This is a genomic window from Undibacterium sp. RuRC25W (genome assembly GCF_049339825.1).
Taxonomy (GTDB): domain Bacteria; phylum Pseudomonadota; class Gammaproteobacteria; order Burkholderiales; family Burkholderiaceae_D; genus Undibacterium.
This window is the reverse complement of the sequence record NZ_JBMPPD010000033.1, coordinates 23,052-43,877: the sequence shown is the minus strand read 5'-3', so window position 1 is coordinate 43,877 and position 20,826 is coordinate 23,052. Positions and strand designations below refer to the sequence as shown.

The window sequence follows — 20,826 nt, the reverse complement described above, 5'->3', positions numbered from 1 at the left end:
TAATTCTCAAGGCTGCTATTTCTTTATGAGAAAAGAAATTTCGGTGTGTAGAGTTGAGTTGACGTTTATCTCTCTTGGAGAATCTAACGGTCAAAAGCTAACTTAGATTCAACTCGGGTCTCCAATGATTGGTAGGATCATGAGGAAGTTAGTCTATGCGATATTTAGGGTACTCAAATCAGGAAAGCCATTCGATGCAAACTGACACTCTGCTTGCATCGAATACCAGTAACTACTGAAAATTCATCACTTAGCAAAATTTATTTCTCGACGTAAGTTCCAGCTTTTAACTCAGGCCAGTGTTGATCTGCTGTTTTGATGTAGCCTGGAATATCCTCTTCCCATCGTTTTAAAACGAGCTTACTCAGGTTCAGATACAGCTTGCCGTCGATGACTTTGTAAGCATAAGGATCTGTTTCTGGTGTGTAGCCTTGAGCCACACCAAATGCGCAGTAACCGCCATATTGAGGCGCATATTTCTCTGGCTCTTCTTTGAAAGCGTCTAAATTGGCCTGGGTACTGAAATGCCATGTGGCACCTTGCCATGTGTAAGACAAGTTAGCCTTACCTTTAACAGGTTTATTCTGCGTGATATAAGCCACTGGATCATAACCACGAATGGCGCCTGCTTTTGTTGAAAAAATAGGTGCAATCGCTTCAGCAAAAGCACTGCTACCGGCAAGCGTGAAAAGTATTGCGGCGGTAAGTTTGATCAAGACTGATCGGCGGATAAATGACATGGTAAAGCTCCCATAATTGATTGAAGAGTTAAAAACAGGTGGTTTAACCAGTTGTCGACGTGCAGCCAAAAATCTTACACAAAACGTCACTTATTTATATCCTGCACCGCCGATTCAAGGGACGCTATATCGTCCATGAGTTGAATTGGCACGTAGCACACTACTTCTATCATCGGATCAGCAAACACACTGCGTCGATCCCTGTGTTCAGATAGCTTCTGCACGATGAGATCACGTTGCTCAAGTAGCTTGAAAATAGTAGGTTGATATAACTGAATCAGGGCTTGTAAGAACTGATTGATTTCTTTTGTCCCTTTGCGGGCCTGAATGTTGAAATGCTTTAATCCAAGCGCACATTGTTCCTTGGTCAGCCAAGGCCCTTTGGTCACCCAGCGATTAACGACAAAAAAACCATTCGGAATCCCCTGTGCATCCATCGAAATCGTAATCAGATGCGCCGGACAGAGAGCATAACGTGGGTTAGGGCGCCGCATGCCCATTTTTTCTGCATGTACAAATAAATGAAAGTGCCCATGCTCAATAAATGGTCGCTGTAAGCCAGGATGGGCGTGATAGAAATACTGGTAAGCAGTTTTGTCATCCCTGACATCGTTTTCTGGATAATGATCCCATTCAACAAAGACATCGCCTCCGATAATGCTTTGTACTACTTGCTCATGACGCTCACTCAGAGTTTGCATACTGCGGACCAATTTCGCTGCAGCCTTCAATGCAGTATTGAGATCTGCTTTCGTATAGTCTGACCATGCATGGGGCGTCTTCAGTATCTGAGGTAATTTCATTGCGATATCTGCGTGTTGAGATTGAGGGGCGGTAAAGCGCGTATATCAATGAAGATGTTAATGTGATCCAATAATTGCAGCGACCAAAGTTACTGGTCGCCGCGGGTCGTTATGGAGTTCTTACTTCTTGGCAGCGCAGCAGCCTTTTTTCGCTGCACAGCATCCTTTTTTAGCGGCGCAGCAACCCGCTTTTTTTGCTTGTTTCTTTGCGTGTTTAGCAGCACAGCATCCTTTTTTACCAGCGCAGCAGCCAGTTTTCGCAGCGCAACATGCTTTTTTTCCAGCACATGCTGATTGAGGTGCACAAGCTGCAACAGCAGCTACAGGTACTGCGGCGATTGCGGATGCTGCAACAACAGAAGCGCTAACGACTTTTTTCAACGCATTGGTCAGGGATGTCGATTTCATTTGTTTCTCCGGTTTGAATAAACGAGCCTGTAGCTAGGCTAAATTAGTGTTGCGGTTTTTGATGCTACAGGCGGTTGGTCGCCATGTATGCAAAAAACTTACAAGCTTATTCAAATTTTTTTCATCTTAATTAAATTAAATCAAAATAAGAGAGAACGGACAGATGCTACTACCCGACATAAAAAAAGCATGGCGATCACTCGTCATGCTTTTCAACTGTCATTGAATCTATTTCTACCGTACCAAATCCTGCACTAGCACTGTCTTATTGACGTACGCGTTTCTTCGCGCCAGTCGCCGGACTAGACTTTGCTTTAAATGCCGGACGATTCCCAGTCCGCGGAAACGCAGGCTTGTCACCTTGCAGACTTTGCGTCAGTGCTGCAGGGAATTTGACCGCAGATTTTTTTACAGGTACCGTTGCTGCATTACTTGTCGCTTCAGTCTTTGCAGCTGTTGATATTGCTGGTGCGGCTTTTTCTGTCGTTACATGTGGTGTTACCGATTTACTGGCTGAAACCGCAGCGGGAGCGGTGACAGGTTTGTCTGAATCAGCAACGACAGCAATTTTTTTCACGGGGCTTTTCGCTTTCGTTTGAGTACTTGTGTTTGAGGGTTTAACAGTGTCCTTGCTGGCAGGTACCACAACTGGTTTTACAGTTTGTTTTACCGTTAACTTAGGAGCTGACGTAGTAGCTGACGTGATAACCGATGTGGCTTTCGATTTAGCAACTACGTTGGTTGCTGGTTTGTCAGCGCCAGATATCTCTTTTTTAGAGGCTGGTTTGGCTGTGACTTTTGCAGATGGTTTGCTCGCCTTGGCTGGCTTTGCTTCAGCTTCCGCTAATAATGGTAGTTGTTTATTCAGTGGTGCTTTCGGTGCCAATTTCGGTTCTGCTTTCGGCGCCACTTTTTTTACTGTTGTCGTTGCCGATGGTTTTGCCAGTGTTGCGACGGGTTCGCTTGTCAATATAGTCACAGGTTTTACTTCTTGATGGGCGACAACCGGCGTTGCTGCGACATGGTCTTGAGCGTTGCTCACCAGGTGCAGTACTTCTTCGCGGAAAGCCGCAGAAATTGTCGCTAATTCACGCCCGTATGCTAACAGGCGCTCAATTTGCGGTGCACTTTGTTCTTTTGCATGCGTTAATAACTCATGCGGTGCTTTGACTGCCAATACCTGCTCAGTAGTTGTGGAAATTCTTTCAAATGCCTGTTTTGCCGTTGCAACATTTAAGGCAACAATCTTTTCTAGTCCGCCAAATGCTGCGCTAGAGAATGCCTGAATCGTTGCGAGTTGTTTCTCGATATGTTCTTGCGTTGCAGCAGAAATCTGAGGGTGAAGCAAAGACATACATCTCTCCTTTAAGTGGGTGAGGGACTATAATCAGAAAAAATCAGCACGTGGTGAGTGAATGATGAGCGAATCAGCCGCATTTTTGTTGCGATAAACTGTTTTACTATTTTAACTCTGGATGTGGCACATCGCTACTTAAATATTTTGCAGTGCAGCATAAATGCCATGCTTTAACTTAAATGGTGCCTTTCTGATGAATATGTTTTTGCTTCTGGCACGGCTTTTTTATAAAGGTGATGAATGAACACGGATCAAAACGCATCAACCGACTTACAGGAAATCCGAGACCGCTTACGTAGTTTTGCGTCAGAGCGCCAATGGGACCGGTTTCATACGCCTAAAAATCTCGCCAGTGCATTGAGTGTCGAAGCGTCTGAATTGCTTGAGCCGTTCCAGTGGCTCCAGCGAGGAACGGCAGATGAACTTGGACCTCAGCAATTGGCGGCAGTGCGCTATGAAATGGCAGACGTGCTCACGTATCTGGTGATGCTGGCAGATAAACTGGAGATTGATCTGGTTGCTGCAACCCATGAGAAAATCGGGCTGAATGCGCTTAAGTATCCGGTCAGCATGGTCAAAGGAGATGCCAGAAAATATAACGCTTATCAGGTTGATGCTCATGGCGGTGCTGAGGTGGGAACGGATAGTAATAATCCATACTGACCTTCTGATAAAAAACGCCTGCCGCTAACGACAGCGGTCAGGCGTTTTTGATGGCAATTAGTTCACTAATTGCGCTTGATTTACTTCTTAGCGACAGCGCGTGGTGCTGGTTTCGTCGCTTGTGAAATTTGCGTCACAGTATTGTTGAGGTTCGCTTCTAATACCTCGACGGCTTGTTTTGTGTTCTGGCTCAGTTGCTCGTAGCCAGAATTGGCGTTGTTGACCGCTGTTTTAAAGAAGGAAATCCATTGCTCAGAGCCAGCAGGTGCATTTTTTGAGACTTCATCAAACAACGCCAACACTTTACGATTGCCTTCAGCGATTTGGGACTCTGCAGTGCTGGTCAATTCGGATTGTGCATCAGACGCAATGCTCGTCAGATGACGGCTATAGGCCAACAGCTTTTCTGCCGTTGGTTGTACCTGAGAAGTGCTAAGGTTGAAAAATTCTTGCGGGTCTTTTGCTGCCAAGAGTTGCTTGGTCGCTGCTGACGATTCTTCTAAGGTACTTTTCATCGCATTGACATTGAGTTCAACGAGTTTTTCTATACTTTCAAACGCTTTGCCGCTCAATGCAGAAAATAAGGCAAGTTGCGCATCGATATTGGCTTTTGTTGCTGCAGAGAATTGTTCGGGTACTGAAAACATTGGGATCTCCTGGTAAAAGTAAGCAAACGAGAGGTAAGTAGTTTTGCTACATATTTAAGCATGACAACAGTGGATACATCATTGCGTTTGTGCAACGCAATAGTTCATATTACATTGATTTATATACAGAAATCAATAAAATTTTGTGCGTTGCAGATTGGCAAATAAATATCATTTTGATTAAAATAATTTAGTCTTTATTTATAGCAAAAGCAGTTGTAGACGTGATTTACATAGCACCGTTGACGGAAAATTCGTACGCGAGAATGGCCCTCAGGATGGCTATGTTAAACTTTTACGGGTGATGTCTTATCTCTTTGTCATACGCAAGTGTGTGGAATGATTTTTTATTGATCAACTTTCTAATGGTTTTATGAAAATACAAGCAAAAACCCGAGAGCAGTTTAAGCATTTTCTCCCTATCACGACTCGGTGGATGGATAACGATGCCTATGGCCATGTGAATAATGTCGTCTATTACAGTTGGTTTGATACGGTGGTGAATGAGTTTTTAATTAATAATCGCGTATTAGATATCGAACAGAGTCCCGTGATTGGTCTTGTGATCGAAACGCAATGTAATTACTTTGCCTCAGTTGCTTTTCCCGATACCATCGTCGCAGGTGTCGCCGTGAGTAAGCTTGGTAACTCCAGTGTTCGCTATGAATTGGGTATTTTTAAAGGTGATGAACTGCAGGCATCAGCACAGGGACATTTTATTCATGTCTATGTCGATCGCGACAATCGTCGTCCTGCGGCTATTCCAGATGCAATGCGCCAACTTTTAATATCCATACAAGAGTGATGAAGATGATTAATTCCGAAGTTCAGCAGATTGTCGATGAGGTCATTATCAGCCGTCGTTCGATTCGTGCTTTTTTACCTGACCTGATTTCTGAGAGTGACATCGAAAAAATGTTAGATATTGCGCAACGCGCACCTTCTGGGAGTAATACACAGCCATGGAAAGTCTATGTGCTGATGGGGGCGAGATTGAAAGAGCTATCAGCAGCAATTCTAGACGTCCATAATCACCCATCTGTCGACAAGCCACACACCGAAGAATACAACTACTATCCAGTGTCATGGGTGAGTCCTTACCTTGAACGTCGTCGCAAAGTAGGGTGGGATTTGTATGCATTACTTGGCCTCGGCCGTGAAAATAGGCAAGGTATGCATGCACAGCATGGTCGTAACTACGCGTTCTTCGATGCACCAGTTGGTCTGATTTTTACGATTGACCGGGTAATGGAGCAAGGCTCATGGCTTGACTATGGCATGTTTTTACAGAACATCATGCTTGCTGCCAAAGGCCGTGGGCTAGATACGTGTCCTCAAGCGGCATTTACCCAATACCATAAAATCATTGCCGATCAATTAAAGTTACCCGCCAATGAAATGCTGGTATGTGGCATGGCATTAGGTTATGCCGATCATAGCAAAATAGAAAATACCTTAGTCACTGAGCGGCAACCGACACCACAGTTTGTGACATTTGTGAAGTGAAATTTTGCTTGAATGAATTGTGCTAAGTCTTTAATTCTCTTGCGATTTTGCTGAGATTTGCTACACTGCATTTAAATATTTGGCACATTTTATTCAAGGAGTTCTAGATAGTGAAATTTGCCCGTCAAGCTTGTTTGTTGTCCATCGCGGTTTGTGTTCCGCTGCTGTCCTTTGCAGAGGCTACTCGTACTGTAGCCCACCCCAAACATACAACTACCCAAAAGCACGTTGTCGGTAAAAAGCATATCGTCAATAAAAACGGCAGCGCTTCTGTCAGCGCTAAATCGGAGAAGTCGGTTAAGCGTTATGTCATGGTGCATGGTAAGCGGCGTCTGGTCGTTCATAACGTCGCCGCCGCAGCAGCAGTGATCGATAAACCAAGTGTCGGCGATACAGAAGGTTTAAATCACTCTAAAGACCCTCTTTCATTGCAATCGAACGTGGCTTACGTGGTTGATCAGGCAAGTTCAAAAGTCTTGTTTGAGAAAAATCCTGATGTCTCATTACCAATTGCTTCGATTACTAAACTGATGACCAGTCTCGTTGTTGTTGAAGCAAATCAGGACATGACCGAAGAAATCGAGGTCACGACTGACGATATCGATAAAGAAAAAGGTACTGGTTCGCGTCTTAAAATCGGCGCTAAATTGTCGCGTGCCGACATGTTGCACATTGCTTTGATGAGCTCTGAAAACCGCGCGGCTTCGGCGTTGGGACGCTATTACGTCGGTGGACGCTCAGCGTTTGTCGCAGCAATGAACGCCAAAGCGCAACAGCTAGGTATGATGGATACGCATTACGTTGATTCAAACGGCTTATCAAGCCAAAATCGAGCCAGCGCAAAAGACCTAGTGAAGCTTGTCAATGCCGCTTACAAGCATCCAGTCATTCGTCAATATTCAACCGATTCAAGGTATGTGGTCAACCCTGGTGGCGCACCTTTGGAATATGGTTCATCGAATAAACTTGTTTCGAACCCTGCTTGGGAAATCGGCTTGCAAAAGACGGGCTTTATCAATGAAGCAGGGCGTTGTCTAGTAATGCAAGCGATGATAGAAGGCCGTGCCGTAGTGATGGTATTTTTGGATTCTAAAGGGAAATACTCTCGGCTTGCTGATGCTGGGCGAATTAAGAAGTGGCTGGAAACCTCCAAACCACAGCTCTGACGTTAAGCGTTGTACCCCAAATGAAAAACCGGATCTCGATCCGGTTTTTTTTGTGCGGCGTCGCTTATACAGAGACCTCTGGAAAGAGGGTATGCCATAATTCTTTGGTCGACTCGGCCTCAGTAGTGATTTTGCTATACGCGATCCGCGCCCGCTCTTCACCCTGCAGTCGTATCCCGTGTTGTAACTTACGAAACCAGCGATAAGCGGCTGCGGTGCGCTCCGCAAGATCAGTACTGATTAAGCCTAATTCACCGCAGCGTTTCAACAGCGCAATATTACCGATATTAGCGGTGAGTTGCGGGTATTGGTGCGCATATTTGAGGACGAGATGTTGTACCATAAATTCAATATCAATCATGCCGCCCGCGTCATGCTTTAGATCGAACAAGTCGCTACGATTGATATGTGCATCATGCATTTTTTTTCTCATCGTGAGAATCTCATGCGACAAGGTATCTGCATCGCGTACTTGTCTTAGTACCTGATCCCGTATTTGTTCGAAGCGTTCACCAATGGCGCGATCGCCAGCGCAATAACGGGCGCGTGTCAGTGCCTGATGCTCCCACAACCAAGCCGATTTTTGCTGATACCTGGCAAATGAAGCGACGGAGGAAACCAATAAGCCACTGGCGCCATCAGGGCGGAGCGCAATATCGATATCAAATAAAATCCCAGCAGGTGTGTGGCAGGTCATCCAAGTGATAAAGCGCTGGGCTAATTTTGCATAATGAGCGGGAGCTTCCTGATCGTCATCGTCATACAAGAAAATCACATCAAGATCGGAAGCATAGCCTAATTCTTTACCACCGAGTTTGCCATAGGCAATGACCGCAAACTTCGGCACTGGACAGTGACGACTGGCGATCGTTTCCCATGCAGCCTGAATCGTCGCTGCGACGATCAGATCTGCTAGCTGTGATAGTTCATCGGCAAGATGCTCAACACTTAGTTGCCCCTCGAGATCTTGGGCTAGCAGACGGAACTGCATCGCGTGATGTAGTTCGCGTAACACTTCCATTTGCCTTTCGGTGTCGCCTTTATGTTGACTAAGTTGCTGTTGCAGATCAAGTCTGAATGCGGCCCAATCAGGACGTTGATGTAATGAAGACTCATCCAATAACTCATCGAGCAAAATAGGATGCCGGGTCAGAAAAATCGCTGCCCATTCACTCGCTCCCATCATTCGGACAACCCGCGCTAACGTATGTGGATATTCAGTCAGAAGCGAAAGATAGGCTGAACGGCGCACAATCGCTTCCATGAAATCGAGCAAGCGATTCCAGCAGACCAGATGGTCGGTATCTTGATTGGCGATGAGCGCGAGGGACGTGTTGATCAACGCAATTAATTTATTTCTGCTTGCTTCTGATAATGCCTGCATCTTGCTGGAATTCCAGGTGGCCGTCAGTCTGCGGGCCGCACTGACTGGGTCAGAGAAGCCTGCTTTGCTCAGATGGCTCGCCAGAAGTTCGTCATTCTCTGTGCTAGCGAGGTTCGCTGCCAATAACGCCTGTTCTGCTTCATCGCTGCTGTTTGCTTTGTCTTTAAATATGGCATCGAACTGTTCTGCAACAAAGGCGCGGTGCGGCTGCAATTTCGCTAACAGTGCCGGTACGTCTGCACATTCCATCATGTGTGCGATTTTTAACTGGTCGTCATCGCGCACCGGGAAGGTGTGTGTTTGCGCGTCATCTAGGTATTGCAGGCGATGTTCGAGGTTACGTAAAAAAGTATACGAATCGAGTAACTGCGCAACAATGGCAGGCTCAAGAATGCCCTTGTTGGCCAGCGTTGCGAGCGTGTTTCGCGTGGATCGATCGCGTAAGTTCGCTTCACGGCCGCCACGGATGAGTTGGAATACCTGGGCTAAAAATTCGACTTCACGGATGCCGCCTCGACCTAGCTTGACGTTATTGCTTCGTTCTGGATGCTTGGTTTCTTGTCGTACCACCTCTGCCCGAATCTGAGCATGCATTGAGCGAAGTGAATCGATTGCGCCGTAATCGAGATATCGACGGTAAACAAAGGGGCGTATAATTTTATCGAGCGCTGTAATATCATCGGGTTTGCCGGTGATAGCACGTGCTTTGACCCACGCGTAGCGCTCCCATTCTCTGCCTTGAATTAAAAAATACTCTTCTACCATACCAAAACTAGCGACTAATGGTCCAGAGTTGCCATTCGGGCGCAATGCCATGTCAACCCGGAAACTAAAGCCGTCCTCGGTGATTTCAGAAATGGCGGCAATCAGTTTCTTACCGAGTCGATTAAAAAACTCATGGTTTGATATGCTACGCTGTGTATCGTTACTGGTTTTTGTTTCACCATCTTCTGCATAGCAAAAAATTAAGTCTATATCGGATGATACGTTGAGCTCGTGACCACCGAGCTTTCCCATCCCTAGCACGATCATTTCCTGCTCGGTGCCACTTTCTTCGCCAATTGGTGAACCATAAATGGTACACAGTTCGCGATGTAGTTCCTCGAGGTGCTTCTCAATCACAAAGTCTGCAAATTCACTGATCGTTGTGATAACTTCATTTAAATCAGCACGATGTTCCAAGTCCCGCTTAATTAACGTACATATAACGAGGTTTCGCAGGCGTCGCATTGCTTTATTGAGACTCGCACCGCCAATGATATCTTTTTGTAAAAAATGACCAAAAATGGCTGGGCTCAAGGATAATCTCGATATCTCATTTAATAGCGATTCACGTTCGGGATGCCCCGCCAACCAGTGCTGTAGGAAACGGGATGCCTCTAGTGGTGCTGCAGGTGAAGATAATGTTGTTGTCATAGCATTCATTATTTAATCAGTACTTACGCACAGTGTTTATGGCAAGGTACCGCGGCGTTGGTGTTGGCGTTGGTTTTATCTAAGCAGTCGCCATCAGATTGACGTGGCGATTGTGCGGTAATCCCGAACTGTAAAGTGGCGAGGTTTGGTTTTGATTTTAAGTCATCTCAAGGTGGCTGGTGTTATTTTTGTCAAAGAAACGATGAAATTGTCTAGCGGTTTTTATATACTCCCGAGACATCTTTGTTTCGCAATACATCGCCGAATTGATCGATACATTGTTTAAAATGATGGCAGTGCAATTTTTTACTGAAAATGGCGACGCTGGTAACACGAATGGGTTTGGATTTCTAATTTAAAACCTTCACGCCACAGGAAGGCTAGTGTGTCATTCATGTTTTTAAAAAGTCATAGGGGAGTCAGTTGAAAATAAGGGATCGTTCAGTAACGTCTATCATCGTTGCTGTAATAAAGAGCCACTGCCCGGAATGACAACGGAGAATTCTAAGTCAGCGTCTGTGACGGATCAAACTGAGGTAGCTCCTGTTGTAGAGGGGCGTGGTTGGAGCAAACTGGGGCGTTTTTTTGCACACACAACGTATGCTTGTAATAAAGGCATATGGTTTTTGTTGCGCCTGCTGATCACGATTTATTTTATTTTTTGCGGTCTGGTGCTGATCTTGCGCTATCTCGTGTTGCCTCACGTCGCAGATTACAAACCTGAAATTGAACAAGTGATCGGTCGTGCTTTGGGGCGTGAGTTGCATATCGCTTCATTGGATGCGTCTTGGCAAGCCCTTAATCCGCGACTTGAATTAAGAAATGTCGTGCTGCTAGACCCCGCTGGTCACTCAGCGTTGACTTTGCCAGAAGTGAATGCGACGCTGTCTTGGTTGTCGTTTGCTGTCGCAGATCTGCGGTTTGAATCGATTGAACTGAACCAGCCAGATCTGGATATCATGCGCGCCACTGATGGAAAAGTCTACGTCGCCGGTTTTTTAGTTGACACCAAAGGCGCGAACAGTGGAGATAGTAAGGGCGTTGACTGGCTACTGTCGCAACGCCAGATCACTATTCGTAACGGTGCTGTGCGGTGGAATGATCACTATCTCAATGCACCGGAGCTCGATTTACGTCAGCTTAATTTTGTTTTACAAAATCGCTGGCGTCATCACCAATTTGCTTTGCATGCGACTCCGCAAGCGACGATCGCTGCGCCATTGGATATTCGCGGCGATTTTCAACATAAGCCATTTGCCAAGAAGCTCACCGAAATTACTTCTTGGAGCGGCGACATCTATGCTGACCTAAAGCAAGCTGATTTGCATCTGCTTAAATCCTATATCGATTATCCTGTACAAATAGATAAAGGTTTTGGCTCCGTCCGCTCGTGGCTCCATCTCGATGCTGGTCGTATTGCTGACTTTACCGCGGATTTACGCGTGTCAGACGTTGTGGGCCGATTCCCAGATAATTTGTCAGAGTTAGATATGACAGAGATACGAGGCCGTGTCTCGTTGACAGAAAAAGTGGATTTAGGAAAAAAATATCTGCCCTCGATTTTTGGTAAAGCGGGACACTCTGTTGCTGTCAGTGGATTTTCAATGTTGGCACGGGACGGCTCTCTTTTGCCGCCAACGACCATCACCGAAAATTTCACACCCGGAGAAAAAGGCCAGCCGGAGAATGTTGAGCTTTATGCCAAATACTTGGATCTCCAAGTACTCGCCAATTTCGCGTCCCACTTGCCTTTACCGCAGGATCAGCGGCAGATGTTGAACGATTTTTCACCGTCGGGTCAGCTCAAGGAATTTACGGCGGTATGGCAAGGCAGTTATCCGAATATTGCAGCTTATAAAGTCAAAGGGCTGTTTAATAATCTCTCGATGTTGGCGCAACCTGCGCAGCTAGGGCATCCCAAAAATGCAACGATGCCAGCAAAGGCAGCTGTTCCGGCAATTCCTGGTTTTAATCACTTATCAGGTAGCCTAGATGCCAGTGATAAAGGGGGAAGATTTGTATTGGATTCAAACGACCTGACCTTAAATCTTAATGGCTATTTTGTCGATCCGTTGATGCCGTTTAATCGTTTGCAAATGCAAGCAAACTGGCAATTCGCTCCTGGTGATAAGCTGATTTTTAACATCGAGAAGATGGACGCGCAACAGGATAATATGCACCTGAGCCTCAGCGGTAAGCACGTGTTGCCATTGCTGAAATCAGCGACGTCACATCCAGGAGAGGCAGATATTACGGCCCACATATCCGGTTTCGATTTGAAGGAATTGGATAGATATATCCCCGCTAATACTGAATACAACTTACGAAACTGGTTGATTAAGGGCATTCTCGATGGCGTTGCGGATGACGTTAATGTGCGGATCAAAGGTGATCTAGCTTATTTTCCTTTTTCAGCTAGTGATAATAAGGCACGTAGTAAAGGGGAATTTAGCGTTAAAGGTAACTTGAGCGGTGCTAAGTTAGACTTCACAGCGGGTGCTTTGTCTGAGAGCGGCAATACGCCACTGTGGCCATTGATTGACAATATTCAGGGAACATTTGTTTTTGATCGCAGCCGCATGGAAATCAATGGCAAGACTGGGAAAACCCTCGGTGCTGATCTCCGTGATGTCAAGGCCATTATTCCTGATTTGCTCAACCATAATCCAATGTTAACGATTGATGGCAACGTGAATAGCAACTTACAAACGATGCTGTCTTATGTTGCAGCGAGTCCGGTCGATGCCTGGCTCGGGCATTTTCTGAAAGAGACGAAGGCAACTGCAACCTCGGGTTTACATCTGAAGTTGCAGTTGCCCTTGCAGCATGTGATTGATACCAAAGTGTGGGGGACATTGCAGTTTGCTAATAATGACGTGCAGCTCCAAGCAGATATACCATTGATGACTGCTGTCAGCGGTAAATTGGATTTCAATGAGCGTGGCGTCAATATCGACATGGTGAAGGCCAACACTTTAGGTGGGCCAGTCGTTATCAGTGGCGGAACTCAGCGCGATAACAGTATCCGTATTCGTCTCGACGGTACGGCAAGTAGTGAGGGACTGGTGCAGTATTTGCCTGCAAATTTAAGACCGCAGTTGCGTGATAAGCTTAGCGGGGCAACACGTTATTCAGCCCTGATTGGAATAAAACAGCAGCGGCCAGAAATTACCATTGAATCGGCACTGCAAGGGCTGGCATTAAATTTTCCTGCGCCGTTAAAGAAAGCAAGCAATGAACTTTTGCCACTGCGTGTCGAATTGTTGCCTGCTCCAAGCAATGCTGGTGAAACATCGAAATCCATCCAGGATGATCTGAAAATTCAATTAGGTACAATATTACGTGCCAAATATCGACGTCAGAAGAGTTTGGATAATGATGCTGATTGGAAGATTTTGGCTGGTGGTATTGGTGTCAATGTGCCCGCACCGGAACCCGAAAAAGGGCTGTCAGCAAACATTGAGACTAAAGTTTTAAATGTTGATGAATGGCGTAACTTACTTCATTCTACCGCTGCAAATGCATCAAGCCCAAGTGGAGGCAGCAGCGCGGCCGCAGTTGATTTGAGCCCTTACATTGAGGCCGATACGATCGCTGTGCGAACTGGGCAGTTGCAAATTTTTGAAAAACAACTCGACAATGTCATTCTTGGTTTGTCTCATCAAAATGGCATCTGGCAAGCAAACATTAACGCAAAGCAAGTCTCTGGGCATCTGAGCTGGAATGAAGGCGGTTCAGGAAAAAATATCGGCAGCATCTCGGCACGGTTAAGCCAGTTAGCCATACCGCAGTCTGCCGCCTCTGATGTCAGCGATTTGTTAACCGGCAAGGCTACGGGTATGCAAATGCCAGGTCTGGACATTATTGCTGAAAACTTCGAGCTGTTTAATAAAAAAATGGGACGTCTCGAATTAGAAGCCAGTAATCAAATGAATGCCGGTGTCAGCGAGTGGCAACTCAGTAAAGTCGTATTGAAAACGCCAGATGCTGAACTAAGGGCCAGCGGTAAATGGATTAGCCGCGACGGTGAAGGAACGACACAACTCGATTATGCCCTGGATATTGCCAATACTGGTCAGTTGCTCGACAGACTTGGATTCGCGAATGTCATGCGCGCTGGGCGTGGTAAGCTCAATGGCAGCCTCAAATGGCATGGCCTACCGTATGACATGGATACACCTAGTCTTAGCGGGAAAATTGAATTGGATTTGGCCGCGGGGCAATTTTTGAAAGTTGATCCGGGCGCAGCTAAATTACTTGGCGTATTAAGTATGCAGGCTTTACCGCGTCGTCTCACACTGGATTTCAGGGATGTATTTTCGGACGGATTTGCTTTCGATGCAATTACTGGAACCGCGCAAATTGAGTCAGGAACGGCAAAAACCGACAATCTCAAAATGCGTGGCGTGAGTGCGACTGTTCTGCTTAGTGGGACTGCCGATATTGCCCACGAAACACAGCAAATGCAGGTGGTTGTTATTCCGATTGTTAATGCAGGTGCTGCTTCGGTTGTCTACGGCTTGGCTGTCAATCCTGTGATTGGTGTTGGGACATTCTTGGCGCAATTATTTTTACGTGAACCGTTAGCAAGGGCTTTTACCTTTGAATATGCGGTCAGCGGCCCTTGGTCGGCACCCTTAGTGACCAAGATTGACCATCAACAAGCAATCGATGCGGCCAATACGTTGCGTCAGAACCAAACAAAGAAAGGGGAATAATGAAAGTCGCAGCAATACAAATGATCTCTACCCCAGATGTCAAAGAGAATATCGCGACCGCCAGACACCTGCTCACCGCGGCAGCAGAGAGCGGCGCAAAACTGTTATTGTTACCTGAATATTGGTCCTTAATGGGTATGAATGAAGCTGATAAGCTTGTCGTCGCAGAGAAGCCGGGGCAGGGTGAATTGCAGGCATTTTTGTCAGAAATGGCGAAAACCTTAGGCGTTTGTATTATCGGTGGAAGTATTCCTTTGATATCAGACGTGGCAGGAAAGGTCTTAAATACGACCTTGGTTTTTAACCCCCAAGGGACGGCAGATGCGCGCTATGACAAGATGCATTTGTTTGGTTTTCGTAAGGGCGAAGAGTCGTATGAAGAATCACGTACCATCAGTGCTGGTGATCAGGTGGTGACGGTAGATACGGTCATTGGACGGGTCGGATTATCCATTTGTTACGACTTGAGATTTCCGGAATTGTATCGGGCTATGGGTGAGTGTACGCTCATTGTAGTGCCTTCCGCTTTCACATACACCACTGGCCAAGCACACTGGGAGATCTTACTTCGTGCTCGGGCAATTGAAAACCAGTGTTATGTTCTCGCATCTGCACAAGGTGGTAAGCATCTGAATGGTCGCCGCACTTGGGGGCATAGTATGCTGATTGACCCGTGGGGTAAGATTGTCGACGAACTTGCAGAAGGTGAGGGGGTGGTTGCTGGAGAAATTGATCCACAACTGATTCTCAATGTCAGAACTAGTTTGCCTGCTTTGCAACACCGAAGATTAGATTAAATTGAACGACCATAAAACGGTGACGTCACCTTCAAGGTATGGATAGAATAAATTACACACTGTATGGCCAGATGAAACGGAACCGGCGACTTCGGGAGCATTTTGGCTTCTGCCTGTAAAATTCTGTACTATCTGATGACCTATACTGTTTTCTTGTTGAGAGTGACGTTGCGTTAGTGCAGTAGAACTTTGAGCAATCTGCTCGTATACAAGGTAGACTCGCAGTATTGAACTTGATTTTTATATAATGCTTGAGTGCATTTTTTTTGTATTGGTTAGTATTTATGACTCCCTATGATTCCACTTTGAGCCACTTGGCGATTGCCCGTGATGTGTTGCTAACACCATTTGGTCTCGACGAGCATCGTTTATCTAAAGTACTCGGTTCGATGTTTACGCACCGTGTTGATTATGCCGATCTTTATTTTCAGTTCACCCGTAGCGAAGGATGGAGTCTGGAAGAAGGTATTGTCAAAACCGGTAGTTTTTCTATCGATCAAGGGGTCGGAGTTCGTGCTATCTCTGGCGACAAAACTGCGTTTGCCTATTCTGATGAGATTTCAGAAAAAGCCTTATTTGATGCTGCTAAAGCGACCCGAACGATTGCAACGCAGGGCAATGGGAAAATTAAAGTCGCGTCCGCTTTTCAGGCAGGGAGCGGTCGTAGTTTATATCTGCGTGAAGACCCATTGCACTCCTTAGATGCCAATCAAAAAGTATTGCTGCTCGAACGTATTGAGAAAATCGCCCGCGCGAAGGATCCTCGTATTGTGCAAGTAATGGCAGGTTTGGCTGGTGAATACGACGTGGTATTAGTTGCACGGAGCGACGGCCTGATCGCCGCGGATATCCGTCCTTTGGTACGTATTTCTGTGACAGTCATCGCCGAACAAAATGGTCGTCGTGAGACAGGCTCTAGCGGTGGTGGCGGCCGTTATGACTATGCGTATTTCACCGATACCTTGTTGGAGCAATATGCCGATGAGGCAGTGAAGTCGGCGCTTGTCAATCTGGAAGCGCGTCCAGCTCCGGCAGGTCCTATGACGGTCGTCCTTGGACCTGGTTGGCCTGGGGTCTTGTTGCACGAAGCAATCGGACATGGATTGGAAGGTGATTTTAATCGCAAAGGATCAAGCACTTTCTCTGGTCGTATTGGCGAGCGAGTGGCGGCGAAGGGCGTCACCGTGGTGGATGACGGTACGATGCAACATCGTCGTGGTTCTTTGAATATCGATGACGAAGGCAATCCGACACAATGTAGCACGCTGATTGAAGACGGCATTCTTAAGGGATACATGCAAGACACCATGAATGCACGTTTGATGAAAATGAATGTGACCGGCAACGCTCGTCGGGAATCTTTCGCACATTTACCGATGCCGCGGATGACGAATACCTACATGCTGGCGGGCGATAAGGATCCAGAAGAAATTTTGGCGTCCGTCAAAAATGGCTTATACGCAGTCAATTTTGGTGGTGGGCAGGTCGATATCACGAACGGTAAATTTGTTTTCTCAGCAAGCGAAGCGTATATGATCGAAAATGGAAAGATCAGCTATCCAGTGAAAGGCGCAACCTTAATTGGTAACGGCCCTGAGGTGCTGAACCATGTTTCTATGATCGGTAATGATTTGCGCCTCGATTCCGGAATTGGGGTCTGTGGTAAAGAAGGACAGAGTTTGCCAGTTGGGGTGGGGCAGCCAAGTTTGCGCATTGAAGGGCTGACTGTTGGTGGTACGGCTTAATTTGCTGCTATATACGTTTTGCCCTCGTGTGGATTGATATTCGTATCAATTAATTTTGTGTTAAATGATGTCGGTTGATGTAAATCAGCACCCATGCGAGGCAGATGCTCATCGTTGTTATTTAATTTAATTTTTGGAAGTGTCCCATGTTTGTTATCGCTGTTGTTTCCGCTAAAGGTGGAGTGGGTAAAACTACGATATCGGCAAATCTTGGTGCTGGGATTGCGCAAAGCGGTCGTCCAGTATTGGTGGTGGATCTTGACCCGCAAAATGCAATGCAATGGCATTTAGGTGGGCTTGATCAGAATCAGTGTCAGGGAATTAGCTCCTTAACCAATCCGCACGGTCTCGTTGCGGTGACGCACCCTAGTGCTTATGGCGTTAGTTTTACACCATACGGGAATGGGGGAGAGGCAAGCAGGATTCGCTTTGAATCGACGTTAGCGCAGCAGGATGACTGGTTATTCACAGTCTTACGTAATGCAAACCTGCGGCAGGATACGATCGTTATTTTAGATACGCCACCAGGCCCATCGGTTTACTTAAAGCAAGCGATCAATGCCGCTGATTTTTTGCTCGTCGTCGTATTGGCCGATGCAGCTTCCTACTCAACGCTTCCAGAGATGGAAGAGCTCATTACCGCTTACGGTCGCGACGCCAATAAGCAAATCGGTTCAGCTTATATCATTAATCAAGGGGCGCAGCGTCAACTAGCGCAGGACGTGATCACCTTGTTCTCTGAGCGACTTGGCCCACGGATGGTGCCATTTGTTGTTCCAGAAAATGCAGCCGTTGAAGAAGCACTCGCTTATGAGAGACCTATTCTCTCCTATCAACCAGCCAATCCTGCAGCAACACATTTGCATGCTATCGCCGAATGGATCTTGCAGCATTTATCAAAGAGAAATTGATCAAGTTCCTTTGCAGAAAGGAAACCACAGAACATTCTTTTAAGCAATTGAAAACTATCGTCAGATGAATGAACTTTTTAAAGCTTTAATTTAACTTTTTGCTTATTCTTACGTTAACGAAAAAGTTGAGTCAAAAGATCTTTGTATTGTTCCGCATCTGTTCGTTTGTTGTTTTTGATGTCGGTTCAGTGATGATTTTTGCTAATAGGTAACAATATTTAGTGTACTTGCAAACGATATTTAATTCAAAAATGCAATGACTACGTTCGCAAGCAAATAGATATTCACGTGCTGAATTGCAATTTTTATATCTTTTTAAATTGTTTTAGTGCAGAAAGCAAGACCTTATTGTTGACGCTACACAAAAACATTCAATATTGTTATTGTTATATAGTAAATTTTCAGATGTATAATTGTCACGCGAAATTTACATCAAAAGTGCTCGTTGATACTATTTTTATTACAAACCGTTACTATTTATAAATGATTAACATTTCATCGCTAGCTGTATGTGGACTGTGAATATGGCGAAATGTTACAGTAGTAAATAACTAAGTTTTAATAATGGGGCAAGTTTTTACCCCGGAAAAAATACAGGGAAGTGTCCAGCTATGTCGACAACAAACGTCCAATATTACGAATCCCAGCAATGTTCTACCCAGTGGAAGGCATTTTTAAGGGCATTTTCGACTGAATTTGCATCTAAAGGCGATATCAGCGATCTCCGCGCCTTTATGCACCAGATGGGTCGTACGATGGCACAGGAATTCTCTATTGGTGACGGTAGTAGTTTGTCGGCACTCGAAGACAGCATTAATCAGATATGGTTTCAACTCAACTGGGGTTGGGCTGAAATTGCTGAAGAGGCAGATAGTTTAGTCATTGTTCATCATGTGTCACCTTTGAAGGTCGCTTTTGGTGAGGATGCCTTAACGTGGTCCCCAGCATTGCTTGAAGGAATTTACGCGCAGTGGTTTGATAGCTTGGGTATGGACAAAACGCTCCGCCTGAGCCAACGCAAGGCTGCTCTCGAAGAGGGGCAATTGTTTGTCTTTGAGTTGAAAAAGCAAATCGAAGAACCGTCTTATTTCACTCGTCGCTAAATCGCTATGAGCGACGCAATCGGAAATTAAAAAAGGACTGGTGAGAATTATGGATGATGACGTAAAAAACCTTTTTCAAAAATTTGGACAAGCAACAAACTCGTACCAGGAGATCAACCGTGATACCGATAGCGAGCAGGCAAAGCAGCGCTGGCCTTTGTTGCGTGACGTTAGGTTGACCGAAGTTCCAACCCATTTTAGTCATGGCGGTGACAGTGCCGAAAGCGCTACCTCGCCAACGATGGAGCAAGGCGTTGCGCAGCAGCCTGTTTCGACATTTTTTAAGCCAAGCGCTACTACACCTGCACCTTCAAAAAAGGAAGTAATGGTGCAAGCCTCGCCAGTATTTGCCAGTTCTGTTGCTGACGTTGGTATATCTGGAAAGCCGAATCCGTCATCGTCGATCTTCAGTGTAAATGCCTCTCCGGTTGCGTCGACATTAGGCGACAACAAACGCTTCCATCAAGAAGACACTAAAAGTAGCCAAGAAAGTCAGGCTACCCTTTTTTCAGGTGGGAATAAAATTACGGCCAATATTGCCACTCCTGAAACATTGAATGTTGAGCGTCACATTTCAGCCTCGGCTAAATCTCGGTCTGTCAAAGACGTGTTTAAACGTCTTTTGAACCAGCAGGAGACTCCCCCTGTGAATGAGTCGCCTGTTAATTCTTTTTTCAAAAAAATATTTAAGTCATGAGGGTAGTCGCAGTAATTTCCCCTAAGGGAGGGGTAGGAAAAACGACTGTGACTGCAAACTTAGCCGTCTCATTGGCGCGACTTGGAGCGAATATTACTGTCGTCGATCTTGACCCTCAAAATGCATTGCGATTGCATTTTGGGATGGCGCATGACAATAGCATTGGCATTGCTTCAGATGACTTACCCAACGGACAGTGGGGAAATGCGCTATTAGAAAGTAGCTACGGGGTCAATTTTTTGCCTTATGGCATCGTTGATGAACAGCAGCGTGATTTTTTTGAACATAAAATTAAGTCAAACCCTGATTGGTTGCTGACGAACCTCAATACACTGGGATTGCAAGATACCGACGTTGTTCTAATTGATACGCCACCTGGACCGGGGATCTACCTTCAACAAGTGTTACGGATCGCGCATATTGGGTTAGTTGTGCTTAAGCCCGATGCAGCGTCTTATTCGACAGTGCCTTCGATAGAGTCACTTATTCAGTATTACACAAAAGGTCGCAGAGATTTTCTGGGGCATTGTTTTGTGCTCAATCAGATGGATGCATCGAAACAGTTATGTCGTGATGTCCTTGGAATGTTGCGTTCCAATTTAGGTGCACGATTTGTACCATCCGCAATACATCGTGATGAAGCAGTGAGTGAAGCACTGGCTTGCCAGACACCAGTGTCTTATTATGCGCAGTACAGTTCTGCAACTCAAGACGTCCAGTATTTAACAAGCTGGTTGCAGAAAAATTTTGGACTGGTTGACTAAT

General features: G+C 45.8%; 17 protein-coding genes. 11 read left to right on the top strand and 6 right to left on the bottom strand.

Annotation, left to right across the window (positions count from 1 at the left end; all coding sequences use genetic code 11):
- Window positions 1–260 precede the first annotated feature (260 nt).
- From ACO0KV_RS14670 to phaP, 4 genes are all read right to left on the bottom strand, one after another.
- Entirely contained in the window at window positions 261–740 is a 480-nt protein-coding gene (locus ACO0KV_RS14670) for a YHS domain-containing (seleno)protein (protein WP_423043328.1), read from the bottom strand.
- A gap of 86 nt (window positions 741–826) precedes the next feature.
- Window positions 827–1,543 (bottom strand): DUF6969 family protein, encoded by a 717-nt coding sequence (locus tag ACO0KV_RS14665; RefSeq protein WP_423043326.1) that lies wholly within the window; start codon window positions 1,541–1,543, stop codon window positions 827–829.
- 120 nt (window positions 1,544–1,663) lie between these two features.
- On the bottom strand, window positions 1,664–1,951 hold the full coding sequence (locus ACO0KV_RS14660; protein WP_423043324.1) for a hypothetical protein: 288 nt from the start codon (window positions 1,949–1,951) through the stop codon (window positions 1,664–1,666).
- Window positions 1,952–2,216: 265 nt separating this feature from the next.
- Window positions 2,217–3,305, bottom strand: coding sequence for a TIGR01841 family phasin (phaP, locus tag ACO0KV_RS14655; protein ID WP_423043322.1), 1,089 nt, complete (start codon window positions 3,303–3,305; stop codon window positions 2,217–2,219).
- A 243-nt stretch (window positions 3,306–3,548) separates the two neighbouring features.
- Here phaP and ACO0KV_RS14650 point away from each other — a divergent pair, with 243 nt between their 5' ends.
- Window positions 3,549–3,971 carry a nucleotide pyrophosphohydrolase gene (locus ACO0KV_RS14650; protein ID WP_423043320.1) on the top strand — a complete coding sequence of 141 codons (423 nt, stop codon included), beginning with the start codon at window positions 3,549–3,551 and terminating at the stop codon, window positions 3,969–3,971.
- Between the two features lie 80 nt (window positions 3,972–4,051).
- On the opposite strand, the gene ACO0KV_RS14645 is transcribed toward ACO0KV_RS14650, so the two are convergent.
- Window positions 4,052–4,618: a phasin family protein gene (locus ACO0KV_RS14645; RefSeq protein ID WP_423043319.1), complete on the bottom strand. Its 567-nt coding sequence runs from the start codon at window positions 4,616–4,618 to the stop codon at window positions 4,052–4,054.
- Window positions 4,619–4,991: 373 nt separating this feature from the next.
- On the opposite strand from ACO0KV_RS14645, the gene ACO0KV_RS14640 reads away from it, so the two are divergent.
- The 3 genes from ACO0KV_RS14640 to pbpG all read left to right on the top strand — a co-directional run bounded on the left by ACO0KV_RS14640 (window position 4,992) and on the right by pbpG (window position 7,290).
- A complete protein-coding gene (locus ACO0KV_RS14640; protein ID WP_423043317.1) occupies window positions 4,992–5,423 on the top strand; it encodes an acyl-CoA thioesterase in 432 nt (143 codons plus the stop codon).
- 5 nt (window positions 5,424–5,428) lie between these two features.
- Window positions 5,429–6,124: a nitroreductase gene (locus ACO0KV_RS14635; RefSeq protein ID WP_423043315.1), complete on the top strand. Its 696-nt coding sequence runs from the start codon at window positions 5,429–5,431 to the stop codon at window positions 6,122–6,124.
- Window positions 6,125–6,258: 134 nt separating this feature from the next.
- Complete coding sequence (pbpG, locus tag ACO0KV_RS14630) at window positions 6,259–7,290, top strand: D-alanyl-D-alanine endopeptidase (RefSeq protein WP_423043355.1); 1,032 nt, start codon at window positions 6,259–6,261, stop codon at window positions 7,288–7,290.
- A 64-nt stretch (window positions 7,291–7,354) separates the two neighbouring features.
- Here pbpG and glnE read toward each other — a convergent pair whose 3' ends face one another.
- Window positions 7,355–10,090, bottom strand: a complete 2,736-nt coding sequence (glnE, locus tag ACO0KV_RS14625; RefSeq protein ID WP_423043313.1) for a bifunctional [glutamate--ammonia ligase]-adenylyl-L-tyrosine phosphorylase/[glutamate--ammonia-ligase] adenylyltransferase — start codon at window positions 10,088–10,090, stop codon at window positions 7,355–7,357.
- Window positions 10,091–10,578: 488 nt separating this feature from the next.
- On the opposite strand from glnE, the gene ACO0KV_RS14620 reads away from it, so the two are divergent.
- From ACO0KV_RS14620 to bcsQ (ACO0KV_RS14590), 7 genes are all read left to right on the top strand, one after another.
- A complete protein-coding gene (locus tag ACO0KV_RS14620) occupies window positions 10,579–14,808 on the top strand; it encodes a YhdP family protein (protein ID WP_423043311.1) in 4,230 nt (1,409 codons plus the stop codon).
- Window positions 14,808–15,605, top strand: a complete 798-nt coding sequence (locus ACO0KV_RS14615; RefSeq protein WP_423043309.1) for a carbon-nitrogen hydrolase family protein — start codon at window positions 14,808–14,810, stop codon at window positions 15,603–15,605. Before ACO0KV_RS14620 ends, ACO0KV_RS14615 begins: the two co-directional genes overlap by 1 nt.
- Before the next feature lie 284 nt (window positions 15,606–15,889).
- Window positions 15,890–17,350 carry a metalloprotease TldD gene (gene tldD, locus ACO0KV_RS14610; RefSeq protein WP_423043307.1) on the top strand — a complete coding sequence of 487 codons (1,461 nt, stop codon included), beginning with the start codon at window positions 15,890–15,892 and terminating at the stop codon, window positions 17,348–17,350.
- A 146-nt stretch (window positions 17,351–17,496) separates the two neighbouring features.
- Window positions 17,497–18,261: a cellulose biosynthesis protein BcsQ gene (gene bcsQ / locus ACO0KV_RS14605; protein ID WP_423043306.1), complete on the top strand. Its 765-nt coding sequence runs from the start codon at window positions 17,497–17,499 to the stop codon at window positions 18,259–18,261.
- Between the two features lie 611 nt (window positions 18,262–18,872).
- Window positions 18,873–19,364 (top strand): cellulose biosynthesis protein BcsD, encoded by a 492-nt coding sequence (gene bcsD / locus ACO0KV_RS14600; RefSeq protein WP_423043304.1) that lies wholly within the window; start codon window positions 18,873–18,875, stop codon window positions 19,362–19,364.
- 49 nt (window positions 19,365–19,413) lie between these two features.
- Window positions 19,414–20,061 (top strand): cellulose biosynthesis protein BcsP, encoded by a 648-nt coding sequence (bcsP, locus tag ACO0KV_RS14595; protein WP_423043303.1) that lies wholly within the window; start codon window positions 19,414–19,416, stop codon window positions 20,059–20,061.
- Window positions 20,058–20,825: a cellulose biosynthesis protein BcsQ gene (bcsQ, locus tag ACO0KV_RS14590; RefSeq protein ID WP_423043301.1), complete on the top strand. Its 768-nt coding sequence runs from the start codon at window positions 20,058–20,060 to the stop codon at window positions 20,823–20,825. Before bcsP ends, bcsQ (ACO0KV_RS14590) begins: the two co-directional genes overlap by 4 nt.
- Window position 20,826: the final 1 nt, after the last annotated feature.